18 protein-coding genes and 2 tRNA genes are annotated in these 19,869 nt (G+C 72.8%); 3 read left to right on the forward strand and 17 right to left on the reverse strand.

The window, feature by feature from the left end:
• Positions 1-83: 83 nt before the first annotated feature.
• A complete protein-coding gene (locus tag ACZ6C6_RS03600) occupies positions 84-539 on the forward strand; it encodes a pyridoxamine 5'-phosphate oxidase family protein (protein ID WP_469198665.1) in 456 nt (151 codons plus the stop codon).
• Between the two features lie 71 nt (positions 540-610).
• On the opposite strand, the gene ACZ6C6_RS03605 is transcribed toward ACZ6C6_RS03600, so the two are convergent.
• The 8 genes from ACZ6C6_RS03605 to ACZ6C6_RS03640 all read right to left on the reverse strand — a co-directional run bounded on the left by ACZ6C6_RS03605 (position 611) and on the right by ACZ6C6_RS03640 (position 11,426).
• On the reverse strand, positions 611-3,295 hold the full coding sequence (locus ACZ6C6_RS03605; RefSeq protein WP_469198667.1) for a ComEC/Rec2 family competence protein: 2,685 nt from the start codon (positions 3,293-3,295) through the stop codon (positions 611-613).
• Positions 3,292-4,032: a ComEA family DNA-binding protein gene (locus ACZ6C6_RS03610; RefSeq protein WP_469198669.1), complete on the reverse strand. Its 741-nt coding sequence runs from the start codon at positions 4,030-4,032 to the stop codon at positions 3,292-3,294. Before ACZ6C6_RS03610 ends, ACZ6C6_RS03605 begins: the two co-directional genes overlap by 4 nt.
• Before the next feature lie 412 nt (positions 4,033-4,444).
• A complete protein-coding gene (locus tag ACZ6C6_RS03615) occupies positions 4,445-5,290 on the reverse strand; it encodes a DegV family protein (protein WP_469198671.1) in 846 nt (281 codons plus the stop codon).
• 152 nt (positions 5,291-5,442) lie between these two features.
• Positions 5,443-6,177: a hypothetical protein gene (locus ACZ6C6_RS03620; protein ID WP_469198673.1), complete on the reverse strand. Its 735-nt coding sequence runs from the start codon at positions 6,175-6,177 to the stop codon at positions 5,443-5,445.
• 138 nt (positions 6,178-6,315) lie between these two features.
• Positions 6,316-9,189, reverse strand: coding sequence for a leucine--tRNA ligase (gene leuS / locus ACZ6C6_RS03625; protein WP_469198675.1), 2,874 nt, complete (start codon positions 9,187-9,189; stop codon positions 6,316-6,318).
• Between the two features lie 291 nt (positions 9,190-9,480).
• Positions 9,481-9,553, reverse strand: a tRNA-Ala gene (locus ACZ6C6_RS03630).
• A 114-nt stretch (positions 9,554-9,667) separates the two neighbouring features.
• A complete protein-coding gene (locus ACZ6C6_RS03635; RefSeq protein WP_018103228.1) occupies positions 9,668-9,901 on the reverse strand; it encodes a hypothetical protein in 234 nt (77 codons plus the stop codon).
• Between the two features lie 133 nt (positions 9,902-10,034).
• Positions 10,035-11,426 (reverse strand): MFS transporter, encoded by a 1,392-nt coding sequence (locus tag ACZ6C6_RS03640; protein WP_469199317.1) that lies wholly within the window; start codon positions 11,424-11,426, stop codon positions 10,035-10,037.
• Positions 11,427-11,615: 189 nt separating this feature from the next.
• On the opposite strand from ACZ6C6_RS03640, the gene ACZ6C6_RS03645 reads away from it, so the two are divergent.
• The gene (locus tag ACZ6C6_RS03645; RefSeq protein WP_469198677.1) at positions 11,616-12,521 is read left to right on the forward strand and encodes a helix-turn-helix transcriptional regulator; all 906 of its coding nucleotides are present in this window, start codon (positions 11,616-11,618) and stop codon (positions 12,519-12,521) included.
• Between the two features lie 21 nt (positions 12,522-12,542).
• On the opposite strand, the gene ACZ6C6_RS03650 is transcribed toward ACZ6C6_RS03645, so the two are convergent.
• The 7 genes from ACZ6C6_RS03650 to ACZ6C6_RS03680 form a co-directional block, all read right to left on the reverse strand.
• Positions 12,543-12,615, reverse strand: a tRNA-Ala gene (locus tag ACZ6C6_RS03650).
• Positions 12,616-12,734: 119 nt separating this feature from the next.
• Entirely contained in the window at positions 12,735-13,388 is a 654-nt protein-coding gene (locus ACZ6C6_RS03655) for a histidine phosphatase family protein (protein WP_469199319.1), read from the reverse strand.
• Positions 13,385-13,816 (reverse strand): ribosome silencing factor, encoded by a 432-nt coding sequence (gene rsfS / locus ACZ6C6_RS03660; protein ID WP_469198679.1) that lies wholly within the window; start codon positions 13,814-13,816, stop codon positions 13,385-13,387. The genes ACZ6C6_RS03655 and rsfS overlap by 4 nt, the downstream gene beginning before the upstream one ends.
• A 134-nt stretch (positions 13,817-13,950) precedes the next feature.
• Positions 13,951-15,708 (reverse strand): LCP family protein, encoded by a 1,758-nt coding sequence (locus ACZ6C6_RS03665; RefSeq protein ID WP_469198681.1) that lies wholly within the window; start codon positions 15,706-15,708, stop codon positions 13,951-13,953.
• A 19-nt stretch (positions 15,709-15,727) separates the two neighbouring features.
• Complete coding sequence (gene nadD / locus ACZ6C6_RS03670; protein ID WP_469198683.1) at positions 15,728-16,345, reverse strand: nicotinate-nucleotide adenylyltransferase; 618 nt, start codon at positions 16,343-16,345, stop codon at positions 15,728-15,730.
• Between the two features lie 38 nt (positions 16,346-16,383).
• The gene (locus ACZ6C6_RS03675; RefSeq protein ID WP_018518201.1) at positions 16,384-16,545 is read right to left on the reverse strand and encodes a hypothetical protein; all 162 of its coding nucleotides are present in this window, start codon (positions 16,543-16,545) and stop codon (positions 16,384-16,386) included.
• Positions 16,546-16,628: 83 nt separating this feature from the next.
• Positions 16,629-16,781, reverse strand: a complete 153-nt coding sequence (locus ACZ6C6_RS03680) for a hypothetical protein (protein ID WP_185992685.1) — start codon at positions 16,779-16,781, stop codon at positions 16,629-16,631.
• Positions 16,782-16,894: 113 nt separating this feature from the next.
• Here ACZ6C6_RS03680 and ACZ6C6_RS03685 point away from each other — a divergent pair, with 113 nt between their 5' ends.
• A complete protein-coding gene (locus ACZ6C6_RS03685; protein ID WP_469198685.1) occupies positions 16,895-18,034 on the forward strand; it encodes a M48 family metallopeptidase in 1,140 nt (379 codons plus the stop codon).
• On the opposite strand, the gene ACZ6C6_RS03690 is transcribed toward ACZ6C6_RS03685, so the two are convergent.
• Positions 17,940-19,088 carry an SCO2583 family membrane protein gene (locus ACZ6C6_RS03690; RefSeq protein WP_469198687.1) on the reverse strand — a complete coding sequence of 383 codons (1,149 nt, stop codon included), beginning with the start codon at positions 19,086-19,088 and terminating at the stop codon, positions 17,940-17,942. The two genes, ACZ6C6_RS03685 and ACZ6C6_RS03690, sit on opposite strands and share 95 nt — an antisense overlap.
• Before the next feature lie 195 nt (positions 19,089-19,283).
• Positions 19,284-19,862: an SCO2584 family spore wall biosynthesis protein gene (locus ACZ6C6_RS03695; RefSeq protein ID WP_469198689.1), complete on the reverse strand. Its 579-nt coding sequence runs from the start codon at positions 19,860-19,862 to the stop codon at positions 19,284-19,286.
• Positions 19,863-19,869 lie beyond the last annotated feature (7 nt).

A 19,869-nucleotide genomic window follows, 5' to 3' on the forward strand; every position in this document is an offset into this window, starting at 1 on the left:
CGCACCGGCCGCGCGCCATGCGCCACTGGTCCTAGGTCCGGCGACGGTGTTACGCGGCCGGGGCGCGGGTTAGCGTGCGCCGCATGCCCCTCCCGGAACCGGCGCGCAGCCGTGAACAGCGCAAGCAGGACGTACTCGACCGCCTGGAGAAGGACACGGACGCCTGGGTGTCGACGGCCTCCGCCGACGGGGCGCCGACCCTGGTGCCACTGTGGTTCGTGTGGGACGGGGACGCCTTGCTGATGGCGACCCGGCGCACCAACCCGACGGCGGTCAACCTGACGCCGGACGGCCGGGCCCACATCGCCCTGGGCCACACCCGCGACGTGGTCATGATCGAGGCGACGGCCGAGGTGGTGGAGGGCACGGACCTGCCGCCGGCGTCGGGCGACGCATTCGCCGCGAAGTTCTCCTGGGACCTGCGGGGGCGCCCCGGCTGGGTGTACCTCCGCTTCACCCCGTACGCGGTCCGGGCCTGGCGGGAGTCCAACGAGCAGCCCGGCCGCGACTTGATGACCGACGGGAACTGGCTGGTCTGAGGCAAGGACCCACTGGACCCCCGTCCGGACCGGCGCGTCGGGCGCCGCCCGCCGTCGCGCCGCGTACGCCCTCATGACCGCCCCACCGCCCGCAGCCCGCTTCCCGCACCGGTCACCGCGATCGCTCCGTCCCTGTCGGTGCGCAGCACCACCGCCCCTTCCTCCGCGAGCGCGTCGACCGTCCTGGGCGCCGGGTGCCCGTACGGGTTGTCCCGGCCCACGCTCACCAGGGCGAACCGGGGCCGGACGGCCCGCAGCAGCGCACTGTCCTGGTGCGCGGAGCCGTGGTGGGCGACCTTGAGCACGTCCACCCGGGGCAGCTCCGGATGGCTGAGCAACAGGGCTTGCTGGGCGGGCGGTTCCAGGTCGCCCGGCAGCAGCAGGGTGAGCCCGCCGGTCCGCACGAGCAGCGTGACGCTGGCGTCGTTCGGGTCCTGCGCGACGCCGTACGGGACGGGCCCGGCCGCCGGGGCCCCGCCCGCCGCGCCCGGCGGCCACAACACCTGCCAGTCCAGCCCGCCGATCCGCCGCCGTTCCCCGGGGGCGGCCCGCACGACGGGCACACCGGCCCCCGCCGCCGTTCTCCGGACGAACGCGGCCTGCTCCGGCGGCTCGTCCAGGCCCGTCGTCTGGATCGCGCCCACCACCCGGCCGCGCAGCACCCCGGGGAGCCCCCGCACGTGGTCGGCGTGGAAGTGGGTGAGCAGGAGCAACGGGACGCGGCTGATGCCCAGTTCGCGCAGGCACCGGTCGGCGAGCCGGGGTTCGGGGCCGGTGTCCACGACCACGCCGGAGCCCCGCCCCGCCGCGAGCACCAGGGCGTCGCCCTGTCCGACGTCGCACATGGCGAACGCCCAGCCCGGCGGCGGCCACCCGGTCAGCACGCGCGTCAGCGGCGCCGGCCGGAGCACCGCGAGGACCAGCAGCAGCGCGGCGGCCGAGCACACCCAGGGCCGCCGCCCGGCCCAGCGTGCGGCCGGGACCAGGACCAGGACCACGGCGGCCAGCAGCGCGGCCCCCGGCAGGCCGCCGGGCCAGTCGGCCTCCGCCCCGGGGAACGCCGCTCCGGTCCTGGCCACCGAGGCGATCCACCCGGCCGGCCACCCCGCGATCCTGGCGAGCAGCCCGGCCGCCGGCATCGCCAACGGCGCCACGGCCAGCGCGGCGAACCCGAGGACCGTGGCCGGCGCCACGGCGAACTCCGCCAGCAGATTGCACGGGACCGCCACCAGGCTCACCCGGGAGGCGAGCAGCACCACCACGGGCGAGCACACCGCCTGCGCGGCGGCCGCGGCGGCCAGTGCCTCCGCCAGCCGTGGCGGCACCCGGCGCCGGCGCAGTGCGTCGCCCCAGCGCGGGGCGAGGGTCAGCAGGGCGCCGGTGGCCAGCACCGACAGCACGAAGCCGTAACTGCGCGCCAGCCATGGGTCGTAGAGCACCAGCAGCAACACGGCGGCGCACAGCGCGGGAATCAGCGTCCTGCGCCGCCCGGTGCCGATGGCCAGAAGCGTGATCAGCCCGCACGCGGCGGCCCGCAACACACTCGGTTCGGGCCGGCAGACCAGGACGAAGGCGAGCGTGAGCCCGCCGCCGAGCAGCGCGGTCATCCGCAGGGAGATCCCGAGCCTGGGTGCCAGCCCTCCGCGCTCGGCACGCAGTGCCCGGCCTGGCGGCCCGATGAGCAGAACGAGCAGAATCGCCAGGTTCGACCCGGACACGGCCATCAGGTGTGTGAGGTCGGTCGCCCGGAACGCGTCGTGCAGTTCGGGGCTGACCCGTGACGTGTCGCCGACGACCAGTCCGGGCAGCAACGCCCTCGCGTCGGGGCCCAGTCCGTCGGTCGCCTCGCGCAGCCCGGAGCGCAGCCGGCCCGCCGTGCGCTGGAGGAGGCTGGGCGGCCCGGTCACCCTCGGCGGGGCCTTGCCGTCGGGCCGCAGCACGGCGGCGACCCGTTCGCCCTCGTGCAGCGGAGGCGCCAGCCGCCCGGCGATCCGCAGGCGGGTGGAGGGCAGCAGCCGCTGCCAGACCGCCGCCGCGCCGCCCGGCGGGACGATGACCAGGACCGGCGTCCGCAGCCGCACGGCCGTGCCGTCGGCCCGCGTCAGCCGGGTGACCTCCGCGTCCAGGAGCAGGGAGGCGGGCGTGCTGTGGTCACCGCGCACCCGGGGGAACGTGCGCCGGGCATCGGAGGTGAGGACCATCTCCACCTGGACGCGCGCGTACTGCCGGGCCAGTCCGGGCACGGGTCCCCACCGCGTGTCGGCGCCGTGCAGCCCGGCGGACGCCGCCCCGGCCGCCCCGCAGAGCAGCACCGCCGCAACGGCCGTCGCCCGCAACCGCCACCGCACCCGCCCGGCCCCGGCCGCCCCGGCCACGCCCGAAGCCCCGCCGCCACCGACGCCTCCGCCCGGCGCCCCGCCGCCACCAACTCCTCCGCCCCGCCCCCCGCCGCCACCGGCCTCCCCACCCACACCCGCGCCACGGGACCGCCGCAGCCCCACCGCGAGGAGCACCATCGCCGTCCCCAGGCAGAGCACCACCCCCACCGCCGCCCAGCGTCCCGGAGCGCCCACCGCCAGCCCGGCCCCTGCCCAGGCCGCCGCTGCCGGGGCGAGCAGCCGAAGGTCGGCCGGGCCCTCCTGGCAGGGGTCGGAAAGCCCCGGCCGCCGGACCGGCGCCGCGTGAAGGTCCCGCTCCTCGTGGACCTGCGCCGCCGCGCGCGGGCCCGGCCCCCCGAGGGCGCCCCCCGCGCTCACGGCCGCACCCGGGGCTGGAGATCCGCGAACCGGCGGGCGCCGATCCCGTTGACCTCGCGGAGTTCGTCCACGGACCGGAAGCCCCCGTGCTGCGTCCGGTAGTCCATGATGTGCTGGGCCAGGACGGGACCGACGCCCGGCAGCCCCTCCAACTGCTCCGCCGTCGCGGAGTTCAGGCTCACCGGCCCGCTCCCCTCCGCGGCCGGGCCGCCCGCACCGGGGCCCTGGACCGGGGCCGGCGGGGCGCCCACCACGATCTGCTCGCCGTCCATGAGCACCCGGGCCCGGTTGAGCCCCGCCAGGTCCGTCCCGGGCCGCGCCCCGCCCGCCGCCGTCAGCGCGTCGTCCACCCGCGATCCGGCGGGCAGCCGGCGCAGCCCCGGGTCGCGCACCTTCCCGCTGACGTCCACCACGATCTGCCCGCCCGGCCCGGCGGCGGGCCCGGGGGACGGCTCGGGCCGGCCACCGCCCTCCGGCCCCGCCGCCGCCTCCGCGTCCGCCTCCGGCACCGGCGCAGGTGCGAGCACCCCCTCACCGACCATGTCCGGAGCACGCACGCCCTCCGGCCGAGCGGACCAGAAGTGCATCCCGGCGAACGCGGCGGCCGCGACCAGGACCACGACGAGCGCGGCAAGGGTCTTCGGCTCCAGGCCGCATCGGAGCTGCACCCACATCGGCAGCCGCTCCCGCACCGCGAACACGGCCGCCGCCCACCGCCCCACGGGCGCCGCGCCCACCGCACCCGAGGGCGCCTCCGCGTCACCGCCTGCGGCAGGGGGCGCCGCAACAGGCGCCCCTCCCCCGGTCCCCCATCGCGCGACGCGTCCCCCTGACCCGCCGGCCATCAGCGCGTCGGCCCTGCTGCGCGCCGCCGCGACCGCCTCCGCGCGGGCTGTGGTCCGGCGTCGGCGGCCCGGTCCGGGGCGCGCCGCTCGGCGCAGGCGCCCGTCGGAATCCGGGGCGCGGCCGGGACCCGCACCCGGCCCGCCGCGTCCGCTGGTTGCACGATGTGATCGGAAAGCCATGGATCAGGACGCTAGGCAGTCCCGCCGGATCCCGCTGAGCACAGGCGATATCCGTGGACAACGGGCTCATTGTGTATAACTCGGCCACTCCGGAGAGTGACACTTTCGCCGGACGAGCGGGGCCTCAGCGCGGCGAGACGACCGCGCCCAGCAGCCCCGGCCCGGTGTGCGCGCCGATCACCGCGCCGACCTCGCTGACGTGCAGGTCCGCGAGGCCGGGCACGCGTTCCCGCAGCCGCTCGGCCAGCCGCTCAGCGCGCTCGGACGCCGCGAGATGGTGCACCGCGATGTCCACGGGCCCGCTGCCCGCGCGCTCGGCGACGATCTCCTCCAGGCGGGCGATGGCCTTCGAGGCCGTCCGCACCTTCTCCAGCAACTCGATCCGGCCGCCGTCGAGCTGGAGCAGGGGCTTGACCGCGAGGGCCGAGCCGAGCAGGGCCTGCGCGGCGCCGATCCGGCCGCCCCGGCGCAGGTAGTCCAGGGTGTCGACGTAGAAGTACGCGGAGGTGCCCGAGGCGCGCTTCTCGGCGGCCGCCACGGCCTCGTCCAGGCCGCCGCCCGCCTCGGCCGTCTCTGCGGCGGACAGGGCGCAGAAGCCGAGGGCCATCGCGACCATTCCCGTGTCGACCACGCGTACCGGCACCGGGGCGTCCTTCGCCGCGAGCACCGCCGCGTCGTACGTACCGGAGAACTCCGCCGACAGATGCAGCGAGACGATGCCGGTCGCACCGGCCTCCGCGACGGCCCGGTAGGTGGCGGCGAAGACCTCGGGGCTGGGCCGGGACGTCGTCACGGAACGGCGCTTCTGCAGGGCCAGGGCCAGCGAACGGGCCGAGATCTCCGTGCCCTCCTCCAGGGCCTGATCGCCCAGCACCACGGTCAGCGGCACCGCCGTGATGCCGTGCCGCCGCATCGCGTCGGGCGGCAGGTAGGCCGTTGAATCGGTGACGATCGCGACATGGCGGGACATGCCCCGGAGGTTACCCGCAGGCGCCCGGGGCAAGCAGTCCGACCCCGCGCGAGCGATCACTCACGATCGCTTCGCATCGCATCCTGCCACCCTCGGTCACCGGTGGCCGCCGTCCTCCCCCGGTGCGTCCAAAGCCTGCGGGTATGCGCCGCTCAGTTCGTGGTCTCGGGCCGGGCCGCCTTCTGCCACGGGTAGGTGTTGCTCCGCCGGGGGTCCCGGGCGGTGATGGCCTCGGGCTGCTTCCTCCGCTCCTCGTCCGGCGCGTCGGACGCCGGCCGCCCGACACCGCCCGGCGCGTCCGCCCCGCCACCCCACTCCGGCGCCGGACCGGGCGCCGGATCCGCCGTGGTCCAGTGCCGCAGGGCCCCGGCCTCGACGTCGATCTGCGCGTTCAGCGCCGAGAGCTCGTCGTCGGCGAACTTGCGGGCCCGGTCCCGGGCGGCCCAGCGCAGTGAGTCCGCGGACCGGGTGATCTGCGCGGTGCGCTCCTTCAGGCCCGGCAGCCGCGAGGACACCGTCGCCTTGTCGGGCTCGCGCTCCAGCGCCTTCAGCTCCGCGTCCAGTTCGAGTCCGTGCACGCTGAGCCGGTCGAACAGCCCCAGGGACTCCGACAGCGACGCGTCCTCGGCCACGCCCGCCCGCAGGGCGTCCTGAGTGGCGCGCATCGACGTACGCAGCGAGAGGCGCAGCTGTGCCAGCTCACCGCCGACGCCCAGCTGGCCGTAGCTCTTGGCCCGCAGGGTGGTGTCCTCGACGGTGCGGCGTGCCTGCGTGATCGTGCGGTCCACGCCGCGCCGGGCCGCCCCGACCACCTTGACCGTCGCATAGACGCCCAGCGCCATGAAGGCGACGACGAGCAGCCCCAGAATCAGGATGACGGCTTCCATGAGCGCCCCTCGGATGGTGTGACGGCCTCCGGTACACGTACACCGGTCTTCTCCACCGTAAACGGAACGGGCAGGTTGAGGGTTCCGGCGGAACCCCCAACCTGCCCGTAGGGGAAAGCCCCCACCCCGTGGCAGTGACTAGGCGGGAACGATGTTCACCAGCTTCGGCGCGCGGACGATCACCTTGCGGATGCCCGCGCCGCCCAGCGCGGCGACGACGGCCGGGTCGGCCAGGGCCAGCGCCTCCAGCTCCGCGTCGGTGATCGACGGGGAGATCTCCAGACGCGCCTTGACCTTGCCCTTCACCTGCACCACGCAGGTCACGGTCTCGTCCACGACGTACGCGGGGTCGGCCACCGGGAAGTCCTGGTGCACGACCGACTCCGTGTGGCCCAGCCGGTGCCACAGCTCCTCGGCGATGTGCGGCGCCAGCGGCGCCACCAGCAGCACCAGGGCCTCGGCGACCGGGCGGGGCAGCGGGCCGCCCGCCTTGGTCAGGTGGTTGTTCAGCTCGGTGACCTTGGCGATCGCCGTGTTGAAGCGCATCCCGGCCATGTCGCCGCCGACGCCGTCGATGGCCTTGTGCAGCGCGCGCAGCGTGTCCTCGCCGGGCTCGGTGTCGACCACGGTGACCTCGCCGGTCTCCTCGTCGACGATGTTGCGCCACAGCCGCTGCAGCAAGCGGTACTGGCCGACGACCGCACGCGTGTCCCAGGGCCGCGACACGTCCAGGGGACCCATGGCCATCTCGTACAGGCGCAGCGTGTCCGCGCCGAACTCGGCGCAGATCTCGTCGGGCGTGACGGCGTTCTTCAGGGACTTGCCCATCTTGCCCAGGACGCGGGAGACCTTCTCGCCCTGGTAGTAGAACGCCCCGTCGCGCTCCTCGACCTCGGCCGCCGGGACGGCGATGCCACGGCTGTCCCGGTAGACGAACGCCTGGATCATGCCCTGGTTGTACAGCTTGTGGAACGGCTCGGCGGAGGACACGTGGCCCAGGTCGTGCAGCACCTTGGACCAGAAGCGCGCGTACAGCAGGTGCAGCACGGCGTGTTCGGCACCGCCCACGTACAGGTCGACGCCGCCGGTCGGCTGCCCCTCGCGCGGGCCCATCCAGTACTCCTCGATGGCCGGGTCGACCAGCTTCTCGGAGTTGTTCGGGTCCAGGTAGCGCAGCTCGTACCAGCAGGAGCCGGCCCAGTTGGGCATGGTGTTGGTCTCGCGGCGGTACTTCCGCGGACCGGACCCGTCGCCCAGGTCCAGCGTGACGTTGACCCACTCGGCGTTGCGCGACAGCGGGGTCTCGGGCTGGGTGTCGGCGTCGTCCGGGTCGAAGGTGCGCGGCGAGTAGTCGTCCACCTCGGGCAGTTCCAGGGGCAGCATCGACTCGGGCAGCGGGTGGGCGATGCCCTCCTCGTCGTACACGATCGGGAACGGCTCGCCCCAGTAGCGCTGGCGGCTGAACAGCCAGTCGCGCAGCCGGAAGTTGACGGTGCCCTCGCCGACGCCGTGCTCCTTCAGCCACTCGGTGATGCGGGCCTTGGCGTCGGCGACACCCAGACCGTTCAGCGAGATCTCGTCGTTGGCGGAGTTGACCAGCTTCGCGTCGTACGAGGCGAAGGCGTCCTCCCACGTCGAGGCATCGGTGCCGCGGTCGTCCGAGGGCTCGACCACGCAGCGCATCGGCAGCTCGAAGGCGCGCGCGAACGCGAAGTCGCGCGCGTCGTGCGCCGGTACGGCCATGATCGCGCCGGTGCCGTAGCCCATCAGGACGTAGTCCGCGATGAAGACGGGGATCTGCTCGCCGCTGACGGGGTTGGTGGCGTACGCACCGGTGAAGACACCGGTCTTGTCCTTGGCCTCGGCCTGCCGCTCGACGTCCGACTTGGCGGCGGCCTGCTTGCGGTACGCGGTGACCGCCTCGGCCGGGGAGGCGTGGCCGCCCGTCCAGACCGGGTGGGTGCCCTCGGGCCAGGCGGCGGGGATGATCCGCTCGACCAGCTCGTGCTCCGGCGCCAGCACCATGTAGGTGGCGCCGAACAGGGTGTCCTGGCGGGTGGTGAAGACGGTGACGCTGCCCGCGCCGTCGACCGCGAAGTCGACCCGCGCGCCCTCGGAGCGGCCGATCCAGTTGCGCTGCTGCAGCTTGATCGCCTCGGGCCAGTCCAGCCCGTCCAGGTCGTTCAGCAGCCGGTCCGCGTAGGCGGTGATGCGCATGTTCCACTGGCGCAGCTTCGCCTTGAAGACGGGGAAGTTCCCGCGCTCGGAGCGGCCGTCGGCGGTGACCTCCTCGTTGGCCAGGACGGTGCCCAGGCCGGGCGACCAGTTGACCGGCGCGTCGGAGGCGTAGGCCAGCCGGTACTCACCCAGGACGTCGGCGCGTTCGGCGGCGGTCAGCGCGGACCAGTCACGGCCGTCGGGGGTGGCGCGCTCGCCGCTCTCGAACTGGGCGACCAGCTCGGCGATCGGCCGGGCGCGGTCCGCCTCGGTGTCGTACCAGGAGTTGAAGATCTGCAGGAAGATCCACTGGGTCCACTTGTAGTACTCGGACTCGATCGTGGCGAACGAGCGGCGCTTGTCGTGGCCCAGGCCCAGTCGGCGCAGCTGCGCCGTCATGTTCTCGATGTTGGCCTCGGTGGAGACCCGCGGGTGCGTGCCGGTCTGCACGGCGTACTGCTCGGCGGGCAGACCGAAGGCGTCGAAGCCCAGGGTGTGCAGGACGTTGTGCCCGGTCATCCGCTGGTGGCGGGCGAAGACGTCGGTGGCGATGTAGCCCAGCGGGTGGCCGACGTGCAGCCCCGCACCCGAGGGGTACGGGAACATGTCCATGATGAACTTCTTGGGCCTGGCGGCCAGCTCCGGGTCGCCCGCCAGGTCACCGGTCGGATTGGGTGCCTCGTACGTGCCCTCGGCGTCCCAGAAGTCCTGCCAGCGTGCCTCGATGTCGGCGGCCATCGCTGCCGTGTAGCGGTGCGGCGCAGCGGCGTCCGCTGCGGAATTCGTCTCGCTCATGATCCTCAAAGCTCCATCGATCGTCATCTGCCGGCATCCACGTCTACGGACACACGTCCTTGGAAACGAAAAATCCCCTCGCACAGGAGGGGACGCCGCGCTGATGCCGACCAGGCGTTCTCACCGGTCGGGACTGATCAGCGCGGCTCGCTAAGCAGAAGGGCTACGGCACGCATGGCGTCAGGGTACCGCACCGAGCCGGTCCCGCTCCGGGCCATAGCCGTCGACCGGTCCTCGCACGCAGAACGGCGGGCCACCCGATTGGGATGGCCCGCCGTTCCTTCTTCACTGTGGAGCTAAGGAGAATTGAACTCCTGACCTCTTGCATGCCATGCAAGCGCTCTACCAACTGAGCTATAGCCCCTTGTCGTGCCGCCCGGTCTCCCTGGCGACATCGAGAACAGTACCGGTCACCCGGGCCGTCCACCAAATCGATTCCGGTCCGCCCGGTTTTCTCCCGCCGGAGGAGGGGAAGCGGTCAGGCCGTGGCGAAGGAGTAGAAGCGCTTGAGGGTGCAGTGCTCCTCAAGGAGCCGGCCGTAGATCGGCTCCCCTTCGAGCTCCCGGTAGGTCTCGATGGGGTCGCCTTTTATGATCAGCGCCCGGGCGCATTCCTCGCACCAGTACTGATAGTCCGCGTTGACCGGGTCCATGTCCCTGACGATGGGCGTACCGCTGCCGCACCAGTCGCACTTCCGCCTGTGTGCACCCATGGATCAGCTCCGGCTCCGGCGGACGAAAGGCGGCTGCGGGACCTCGTGGCGGCTCCCAGGCATCGCGCACACCCTCCCGTTCGGTCCGTCGCCCCCTCCGGCGGTCCGATTCTGCCATGACCCCGCAAGAGGGTCAGCCGACCGGCGTTCCCGTCCGCCGCCGGCGTCGTACGAGCCCCGCCGCGACCCCCGCGCACGCCACCGCGGCCAGGGCCAGTTCGCAGACCCACAGCGCGTGCCCCGACCCCTGCGGCCCCGGTGTGCCGAGGCGGTTGAGGTAGAGGGTGCCGATGGCGGCGACGCCGATGACCTGCCCGAGCTGGGTCACGGTCACCAGCACACCGCTGGCGTCGGCGGCGTCCTCGGGACGTACGTCCGCCAGGGCGCCCGCGAGGTTGGGGCTGAACGCGAGAGCCATACCCCCGCCGATGAGCACGAAACCCGCGTACAGCGCGACGCTCCCGTCGCCCCCGCCCCGCAGCACGAGACCGGTCACCGTCACACCGGCGGCCAGCACGGCGAACCCGCCGGGCACCAGGTACCGCTGGAGCCGCGCCGGCCACCGCCGCCAGGTCAGCCCGGCCGCGCCGAATACCACCGCGGTCGGCGCGCACATCAGCCCGGCGTGCAGCGCGGAGTATCCGAGGCCCCCCTGGAGGTGCAGGGTCAGCGTGAAGAGGAAGCCCGCGTTGGCCGCCATCGCCAGCAGGATGCGCACCGCCGCCACGGCGATTCCGGGCAACCGGAGCACACGGGGCGCGATCAGGGGCGCACCCCCGCGCGCGGCGAGCCGTGTCTCGTACGCCACGAAGCCGGCGAGGACCACCACGCAGGCGAGCAGGCAGGCCCACGTCCAGTCCGGCCAGCCCAGCTCCTGGCCGAGCACCAGCGGCACGGTCAGGAGCGTGACGGCCACCGCGAGAAGGAAGAGGCCCACCGGGTCGAAGCCGCGCCTCCGCGCCTCCCTCCGGGCCTCCCCGGTACGCGGTTCGCCCGGCAGCACCCGCGCGCCGAGCACCAGCAGGACGAGCCCGATCGGCACGTTGACCAGGAACACCGGCCGCCAGCCCGCCCCGAACAGGTCGACGCTCACCAGCACCCCGCCGGCGACCTGCCCCGCCGCGGCCCCCGTGGCCAGCACGGCGCTGTACGCACCGATCGCGCGCACCCGCGCCACCCCGGTGAAGTGCTGCTGGATCAGGCTGAGCACCTGCGGGATCATCACCGCCGCGCCCGCCCCCTGGATCACCCGGAAGGCGATCAACTGACCCGAGTCCGCGGCCAGTCCACAGGCGAGCGAGGCGGCGGTGAAGACGGCGAGCCCGGCCAGATGCGCGCGGCCGTGGCCGAACACACCGCCGAGCCGGGCGCCGGCGACGAGAAGCACGGCGTACGAGATGGTGTATCCGGCCACCACGAGCTGCAACTGAGCTCCGGACGCCTGGAGTTCGGCACGGATCGTCGGGGCGGCGACGTTCACGATGAAGATGTCGAGCATCGCCATGAACTGGGCCGTGAGCACCACGGCGAGCAGTCGGCCGGGGGTCTTGTCAGCGGTGGGAGTTCTACTGGTGACGGAGCGTGGGGCCGCCGTTTCGGATGTCGCGGTCATGGGCTCCAGGCTGGTGCCGTACGTATACGGGTAACGAGAGCCCGCTGATGCTGGTACTGGCAGCACCTGGCAACTCCGGTGCGCAGCACGGACGATGGGGGCGTGACGACGGTGACGACACAAGAGCACACGCGGCGGAGCGGACCGTCGCACGGAAAGCGGCCCGAGCTCGCCGCCTTCCTCCGCGGCCGCCGGGCCCGGGTGACCCCGGCCGACGTGGGCATGGCCCCCGGCCTGCGGCGGCGCACCCCCGGCCTTCGGCGCGAGGAGGTCGCGCAGCTCTCCGGCGTCGGGGTGACCTGGTACACCTGGCTGGAACAGGGCCGCCCGATCAACGCCTCCCCGCAGGTCCTGGACGCGGTCGCGAGGACGCTGCGGCTGGACCCCCCGGAGCGCGAGCACCTGTACGAGCTGGCGGGCGTCGCCTTCCTGCCGGGAAGGGAGTCCGACGCCTTCGAGGTCGGCGAGGAGATCCAGGGCATCATCGACGCGCTCGACCCGCTCCCCGCAGTCGTCTACAACGCGCGCTACGACGTGCTGGCGACCAACCCGGGCTACCGGGACCTGTTCGGCATCCCCGTCATGCGGGGCACCAAGGTCCGCAACGCGCTGTGGTCGCTCTTCACCGCGTCCGAGGATTACTGCCCGGTCGTGCACCGCGAACAGGAGCTGCCCCTGATGGCGGCGACCCTGCGCAGCGGCTACGGGCGCCATGTGGGCGAGCCCGCGTGGGAGTCGTTCATCGCGGCGCTGTCGGAGGCGAGCCCCTACTTCGCGAAGCTGTGGCGCAGCGGGGACGTCGTCCCGCCGGGGCGGCGCGTGAAGACCTTCCGGCACTGGGCGGTGACCGGAGAGATACGGATGACCTCGGTGTCGATGAGCATCAACGGGCTGCCCGAGTGCCGGATCGTCACGTACACCCCGGCCGACGACGAGAGCAAGGACGTGCTCGCCGCGCTGCGGGCGTACCACCAGGAGGCCGGTACATGCGGAAATCCCGCCCCCTGACGGGGACGGGATTTCCGATTGTGGAGCTAAGGAGAATTGAACTCCTGACCTCTTGCATGCCATGCAAGCGCTCTACCAACTGAGCTATAGCCCCGCTGTCCGCTGTGTTTCCCTGCGCTTCCGCGCTGCGAACAAGAAGAACTTTAGCCTGTGACCAGCCGGAAAGTGAAATCCGGCCCCCGCCGCCCCGAGGGGCGGCCGGCGACGTCCGGATCAGGTGTCGTCGCCGAGCACCGGTTCGGGCAGGGTGCCGGCGTTGTGTTCCAGCAGCCGCCAGCCGCGGGCGCCCTCGCCGAGCACGGACCAGCAGCAGTTGGTCAGCCCGCCGAGCCCCTCCCAGTGGTGCGCCTCCAGGCCCAGTAGCCGGCCGATGGTGGTCCGGATGGTGCCGCCGTGGCTGACGACGACCAGCGTGCCGTCATCGGGCAGCTTTCCGGCATGCCCGAGGACCACGGGCGCGGCCCGGTCGGCGACCTCGGTCTCCAGCTCGCCGCCGCCGCGCCGCACGGGCTCGCCGCGCTTCCAGGCGGCGTACTGCTCGCCGTACCGCTCCACGATCTCCTCGTGGGTCAGGCCCTGCCAGGCGCCCGCGTAGGTCTCGCGCAGACCCGCGTCGTGCACCACGTCGAGCCCGGTGACCGCGGCGAGTTCGGCGGCCGTGGCAGCCGCCCGCCGCAGGTCGGAAGCCACGATCGCGTCCGGCTTCAGGGAGGCGAGCAGGCGGGCGGCCCGGGCCGCCTGCGCGACGCCGGTCTCGGTCAGCTCGATGTCCGTGGAGCCCTGGAAGCGGCGTTCCAGATTCCATGCCGTCTGGCCGTGACGCCAGAGGACGATCCTGCGGCCCCTGCCGCTCCTGCTGCCGTTCAGCTCTGCTCACCTTCCGGACCGCCGTTGAGCTGCGCGTGCTCGGCGGCCTTGCCGCGGGTCTTCACCGCGTCCTCGGGCAGGTCGAGCTCGGGGCAGTCCTTCCACAGGCGCTCCAGCGCGTAGAAGACGCGCTCCTCGCTGTGCTGGACGTGGATGACGATGTCGACGTAGTCGAGGAGGATCCACCGGGCGTCGCGGTCGCCCTCGCGGCGGACCGGCTTGGCCCCGAGCTCCTTCTGGAGCCGCTCCTCGATCTCGTCGACGATCGACTTGACCTGGCGGTCGTTGGGGGCCGAGGCCAGCAGGAAGGCGTCGGTGATCGACAGCACGTCGCTGACGTCGTAGGCGATGATGTCGTGCGCGAGCCGGTCGGCAGCCGCCTGGGCGGCGGCGTTGATGAGCTCGATGGAGCGGTCAGTGGCGGTCACAAGCAGGCTTTCGTCGTCGGTCGGATAGACCTCTAGGGTCTCACGGGGAACCGCCCGCCCACGCAGCCATATTCCGCGGGCCTCGCGGGGAGGCCCGGGCCTCCCCGCCCGGACCTCCCGCGACCGCTCCGCGGCTACTCGGGCTTGTAGTCCTGGCCGAGGAGGACGGACACGTCCGCGTTCCCGGCCGGCTTGCCCTTCCTGACCGCGCTCGTCGGCAGTCCGAGGGTCTTGGCGACCTGGGTCGCCTTCTCCTTGTCGGCCGCCTCGGCGTAGACCACCTGCGAGGAGGAGACCGCGTCGGCCTTGCCGCTGTTGACGAAGGCGAAACCGCCGTTGACCAGCTTGCCCCGGGCGGACTCGATGGAGCCGGTGTCGCCGGTGGCGTTCTTGATCCCGACCCGGATCACCCCGTCCGCCGACGGCGCCTTGACCCTGCCGCCGAGGATGTCCTTGACCACGCTCTCGGTGGCCGCGTCAGTGAGGGTGCCGTCGTCCTGCACGGGCAGCAGCGCCGTCTTGTAGTCGCCGATCTTGGCGTGCTCGGCCAACTTCGCCAGTGAGGCGCCGAGGTCCTTCTCGGGCAGCGACGGGTCGAGGATCTGGGCCAGCGTCTGGACGGTGACCGTGGCCGCCTGCGGGTCGTCGGACATCTTGCGCAGCACTCCGCGCATGACCTGCCCGAACCGCATCAGCTGCTTGGCCTCGGCCTCGCCCGGTCCCCGGTACGTGGCGTACGCGACGGCCATCTGGCCGCTGAGGGTCTGCGCCTCGCCCTTCTTGACCAGGTCGCCGGAGCCCTTCTTGGCGCCCGGCACCGCGGTGTCCGTGTCGACCTCGATGTTGCCCACGAGGTCGACCAGGTTCTCCAGGTACGGGGTGTCGAGCCGCCAGGTCCCGCTGATGTCGGTGCCGAGCAGGGTGTCCAGGGAGTCGCGGGTCCCGGACGTGCCGTCGTCCTCGACCGACTTGCCGAGCGTGGTGGTGGTGCCGTCCTCGTCCGAGACGGCGAGGGAGTTGGGGAGCAGGACCGTGGTCCCCTGTTTGGTGGTGACGTTGTCGACCAGCAGGGCGGTGGACGTGCCGCCGGTCTTCGTGTTGTGGAGGTGGACCACGATGACGTCCCGGCGCTGCGGGCCCGTCGTCGCGGTGTTCTCCTTCTCGTCGCCGCCGGACAGGCCGGGGATCTTGTCCGCCGACCAGAGGTAGCCGACGCCGCCGAGCACGACCAGGACGCCGACGACGAGCAGCGCGACGATCCGGTTGCGGCCCCGGCGGCGCGCCTCCTCGCGGCGCTCGCTGCGGCTCTCGGTGAACTTGAGCCAGTCGATGACGTCCTCGGAGTCCTCGTCGGGCTCCTCGATGAAGGCGAACTGCTCGGTGCGGTAGTCGTCACCGCCGCGGCGCTGCCCGGGCACGGCCGCCTCCGGCCCCGGGCCCGCTCCGGGCTCCCGGGGCGGGGCGGGCGGGGGTGCCGGGGTCGCGGCCTGCTGCGGGATGCTCCACTGCTGCGTCGTGTCGACCGCGGCGGGCTGCTGCCCGGTGTCGTGGACGGGCTGCTGCTGCCCGGTGTCGTACCCGTACCGGCCGTAGCCGTAGTCCTGCTGGGGGGTCTGCTGGGGGGTCTGCTGGGGCTGGGCCGCGTAGGGGTCGTACGGCTGCGGCGGCGCGGGGGGCCGCTGCTGGGCGTACGGGTCGTAGCCGTACCCCTGCCCGCCGCCCTGGGGCGCCTGGCCGCCGTACGGGTCGGGCTGCTGCTGCGGCTGCTGCGCGTACGGGTCGTACGGCTGCTGCTCCGGCTGCTGCTGGTACACCGGCTGCCCGTACTCGTCGTAGCCGATGATCTGCGGCTGCTGGTAGTACGGGTCGTACGGGTTCTGTCGGTCGTTCACCGGTGCCCCTTTCCGTGGCTCACTCGCCGCGGTACAGCTGGCGCTTGTCGATGTAGCGGACCACGCCGTCGGGCACGAGATACCAGACCGGTTCGCCCTGGGCGACCCTCGCGCGGCAGTCCGTCGAGGAGATCGCGAGCGCGGGGACCTCCACCAGGGAGACGCCCCCCTTCGGCAGCCCGTCGTCCGTGAGCACATGGCCCGGCCGGGTCACGCCGATGAAGTGGGAGAGCGAGAACAGCTCCTCGGCGTCGCGCCAGGTGAGGATCTGGGCGAGCGCGTCGGCACCGGTGATGAAGAAGAGGTCCGCGTCCTCGTGGGCCTCGCGCAGGTCCCGCAGGGTGTCGATCGTGTACGTGGGGCCCTTGCGGTCGATGTCGCTGCGGCTGACCGAGAACTGCGGGTTGGACGCCGTCGCGATGACCGTCATCAGATAACGGTCCTCCGCCGGGGACACGTGCTTGTGGCTCTTCTGCCACGGCTGCCCGGTCGGTACGAAGATCACCTCGTCGAGGTGGAACTGGGCGGCCACTTCACTGGCCGCCACCAGGTGTCCATGATGAATCGGGTCAAACGTCCCGCCCATCACGCCGAGTCGGCGTTTTCCGCGGCCGGTAGGCACTTCCTGCTCTCCCATGCGTGCAGAGCCTACTGGCACAGCTGTACGCCTCGGCCTCAGCGGTCGCGGTTGAAGCGCGTGGTGATCCACAGAAGGAGGAGAAGCACGACAAAGGCACCGCCACCGGTGAGGTAGGGGCTCAGGCTTTCGTGATTGCCGCCGTGCTCGCCCTCGGCGGCGACGGTGACCAGCTGGTGTGCGGTGCTCGTGAGGCTCATCTTCGGCAGGACCTATCGATCGGGAGTCGGGGGAAGACGTCGCGGACATCGTATGCGGGGGCCCCGGGCACGCTCACGCCGACTCAGTCGTTGTTGTCGTCGTTGCGGTATCCGCGGAGCAGGAACCAGGCCAGCAGGGCGGCCCCCAGCAGGGAGGCGACCAGCACGATGCGGATCGTGTTGCCCGGCCCCTGGTCCCCGGATGCGGCGGCGAACAGAGCAACGGTATGCGGCATGTCGGGCGTCTCCTCAGTTATCCACAGCCCCCCGCACACCGTAGCCCCAGCACCTAGGCTGGGCGGCGTCAGGGGGCGAGCGACGTCTCGTACGAACACAGGGGGCCCATGTCATGACCAGCAGCCACGAGAGCCAGGACCGCGTGCCGAGCAGGCAGCGCAAGCGCTTCCCGGGGATCTCCTCCCGGGCCTACGAGCACCCCGCGGACCGCTCCGCGCTGGTCGCGCTGCGCAAGCTGAGCGGCTTCGACACCGTCTTCAAGGCGCTGAGCGGACTGCTGCCGGAGCGCAGCCTGCGCCTTCTCTTCCTGTCGGACTCCGTCCGGGTGAGCGACGCCCAGTTCGCGCACCTCAACGACATGCTCCGGGACGCCTGCTACATCCTGGACCTGGAGAAGGTCCCGCCGATGTACGTCAACCAGGACCCCCGGCCCAACGCCATGTGCATCGGGCTCGACGAGCCGATCATCGTGGTGACCACGGGCCTGGTGGAGCTGCTGGACGAGGAGGAGATGCGGGCGGTCATCGGCCACGAGGTCGGACACGCCCTGTCGGGCCACGCGGTGTACCGCACGATCCTCCTCTTCCTCACCAATCTGGCGCTCAAGGTCGCCTGGATCCCGCTGGGCAACGTCGCGATCATGGCGATCGTGACGGCGCTGCGCGAGTGGTTCCGCAAGTCGGAGCTGTCGGCGGACCGGGCCGGGCTCCTGGCAGGCCAGGACATACAGGCGTCGATGCGCGGCCTGATGAAGATCGCCGGCGGCAACCACCTCCACGAGATGAACGTGGACGCGTTCCTCGCCCAGGCCGACGAGTACGAGAAGTCCGGCGACCTGCGCGACTCGGTGCTCAAGATCCTCAACGTGCTGCCCCGCTCGCACCCGTTCACCGCGGTCCGCGCCGCCGAGCTGAAGAAGTGGTCGGAGACCCGCGACTACCAGCGGATCATGGACGGCCACTACCCGCGCCGGGACGAGGACAAGGACACCTCCGTGACGGACTCGTTCAAGGAGTCCGCCTCGCACTACGCCGATTCGGTGCGCAACAGCAAGGACCCGCTGATGAAGCTCGTCGGCGACATAGCGGGCGGCGCCGGGGACCTGGGCGGCAAGCTGCGGGACAAGTTCACCGGCGCGGGCAACGCCAAGGGTGGCGCTACAGGCGGCTCGGCGCGGCCGTCGGGGACGGAGGGGACTGACGGGACCCAGGGCCCTGAGGGCTCGCAGGGGCCGTCGGCGGAAGGGAGCTGACCTCCAGCGTCCCGCAGAGCGCGGCGACGGGCCGGCCCGTGGCGTACGGGTCGGTGCCCGCAGGTCCGCGCGAGACCGCCCGCTGGCCGGCGAGCAGCGGCCGCAGGGCACCCGAGGCGTCGGCCGGGCAGGACTGCGGGCCCGCCTGGAGGTAGCTGGTCTGCACCTCCAGCCGGTGCAGCCGCAGGTCCTCCCGGTCGAATCGGAAGCGCATCTCCCGGCGCACGGTGAAGAGGGAGGCGCCGCCCTTCGGCTGGGGGCCCGACACGGCGGGGCGCAGGGCGTACGTGAAGGTGTGGTCCGAGACGACCTCCAGCGCGTCGGAGCCCGTCTGGGTGTAGCGCAGGGTGCCCCGGACCCGGACCTCGGGGTCCGGGGTGACCCGGACCGGGTCGAAGCGGACGAGCCAGCCGGTCGCGGCGTGCTGCCCGTCGTCATAGGGCTCGTTGACACTGCGGTCGAACTGCTCCATCTGGTCCGGGTCGAGCAGCGCCTCCACGGGGCGCACGGCGTTCCCGCTGAGCACGTCGGGGTCGAGCGAGGAGGCGGCCAGATAGTCCTTGACGGTGGCCAGGGCGGCGCTCACCTCGCTCTCCGAGAAGTCGGCGGTGTGCCGGGCGGGCGGCGGGCTGATGCCGTCCCGGCCCTTCGGGTAGTGCGCGGCGGGGCTGCTCGCGAAGAGCGCGGCGGGAGTGCCCGCGGGGACGGCTCCGCGCGGGGCCAGGGGGACGAGGGTCATCCGCAACGGTTCGGGCTTCCGGGCGGCGGCCGGGGTCTCGTAGGGGTGGCTCAGACCCATGAAGATGGCCGTGCCGAAGGCCAGGGCGATGAGGATCATCAGGGCGAGAGCGATCCGGGAGCCGTTGCGGTAGGCCCGCCCGGGCAGGCTGCGGACGGCGCGGGCGTGTTCCCCCATCCGTTCCTGGGCGGAGAACTCCTGGAGCCGGGCGGCCCGCACGAAGGACTCGTCGAAGACGAGTGAGCCGTAGTCGTCGTCCGGACCGTGCGCGCCGTTCTCCGCCGGGCCGTCGGGTGGATCTCCGCGATGTGCCATGACTTCTCCCGACTCCGTGAGAAGTCCCCTCTTCGGGCGGAGGAGGGGTCATACATTCAGGGTGGGTCGATCACGACGACGGTAAACGCGGTGACGCCCGGCAACCACCGGGGAGTTCCGCCGGACCGCCGGACGGGGGACCGGGACGCGGGACCGGGCCGGCCGGGGCGCGGGAGGTCAGGGGTGCGCGGGAGGTCAGGGGGTGCGCGGGACGGCGGAGACCATCGGGCGGGAGTAGTCGTCCGCGTCCGAGGGGGCGGAGCCGGGGCCGGGCCCGGGCGCGCTGTCCCCGGTCGAGGCAGGCGGCGGGACCTGATCCTGCCGTTCCGCCGAGCTGTTGCGGTAGACGGCGCTGAAGGCCAGGGCCACCATGCCGATGCCCATCAGGACGGCCAGCAGCCAGGCGACCGGCCGGTGCCAGCGGGCCGACCCCCGGTACGGACGGAGGGCGCCGCCGTGGCGCCCGTAGGGCCCGTGCTCGTGGAATTCGTCCGCGTCCAGCGGGTCGTAGCCGTCCGGGCCGCCGTAGCCGCCCGGACCGTAGCCCTCGTCGTCGTAGGGGCCGCCGCGGGCGCCGGCGCTCCGGGCGTCGGCCTCCGCGCGCGCCTCGGCCGCGGCCAACAGCCGCTCGACGGCGGTCGGTTCGTGGAACTCGGCGGCCCGTACGAAGTCCTCGTCGAACACCACGGAGGCGAAGTCCTCGTCCGCGCCCCCGCGGTCGTCGTCGGGCTCCCAGCCGTTCGGATACGGCCTGCCCCCCACGTCGTCCGCCACGGTTTCA

The organism is Streptomyces sp. NPDC041814 (assembly GCF_055590565.1).

What these genes read in the sequence shown, in the direction of transcription:
- ACZ6C6_RS03600 (WP_469198665.1), top strand. Translation starts at nt 84, where the DNA reads ATGCCCCTCCCGGAACCGGCGCGCAGCCGTGAACAGCGCAAGCAGGAC.
- ACZ6C6_RS03615 (WP_469198671.1), bottom strand. Translation starts at nt 5,290, where the DNA reads ATGTCCCGCCATGTCGCGATCGTCACCGATTCAACGGCCTACCTGCCG.
- ACZ6C6_RS03620 (WP_469198673.1), bottom strand. Translation starts at nt 6,177, where the DNA reads ATGGAAGCCGTCATCCTGATTCTGGGGCTGCTCGTCGTCGCCTTCATG.
- leuS (WP_469198675.1), bottom strand. Translation starts at nt 9,189, where the DNA reads ATGAGCGAGACGAATTCCGCAGCGGACGCCGCTGCGCCGCACCGCTAC.
- ACZ6C6_RS03635 (WP_018103228.1), bottom strand. Translation starts at nt 9,901, where the DNA reads ATGGGTGCACACAGGCGGAAGTGCGACTGGTGCGGCAGCGGTACGCCC.
- nadD (WP_469198683.1), bottom strand. Translation starts at nt 16,345, where the DNA reads ATGGGAGAGCAGGAAGTGCCTACCGGCCGCGGAAAACGCCGACTCGGC.
- ACZ6C6_RS03675 (WP_018518201.1), bottom strand. Translation starts at nt 16,545, where the DNA reads ATGAGCCTCACGAGCACCGCACACCAGCTGGTCACCGTCGCCGCCGAG.
- ACZ6C6_RS03680 (WP_185992685.1), bottom strand. Translation starts at nt 16,781, where the DNA reads ATGCCGCATACCGTTGCTCTGTTCGCCGCCGCATCCGGGGACCAGGGG.
- ACZ6C6_RS03685 (WP_469198685.1), top strand. Translation starts at nt 16,895, where the DNA reads ATGACCAGCAGCCACGAGAGCCAGGACCGCGTGCCGAGCAGGCAGCGC.
- ACZ6C6_RS03690 (WP_469198687.1), bottom strand. Translation starts at nt 19,088, where the DNA reads ATGGCACATCGCGGAGATCCACCCGACGGCCCGGCGGAGAACGGCGCG.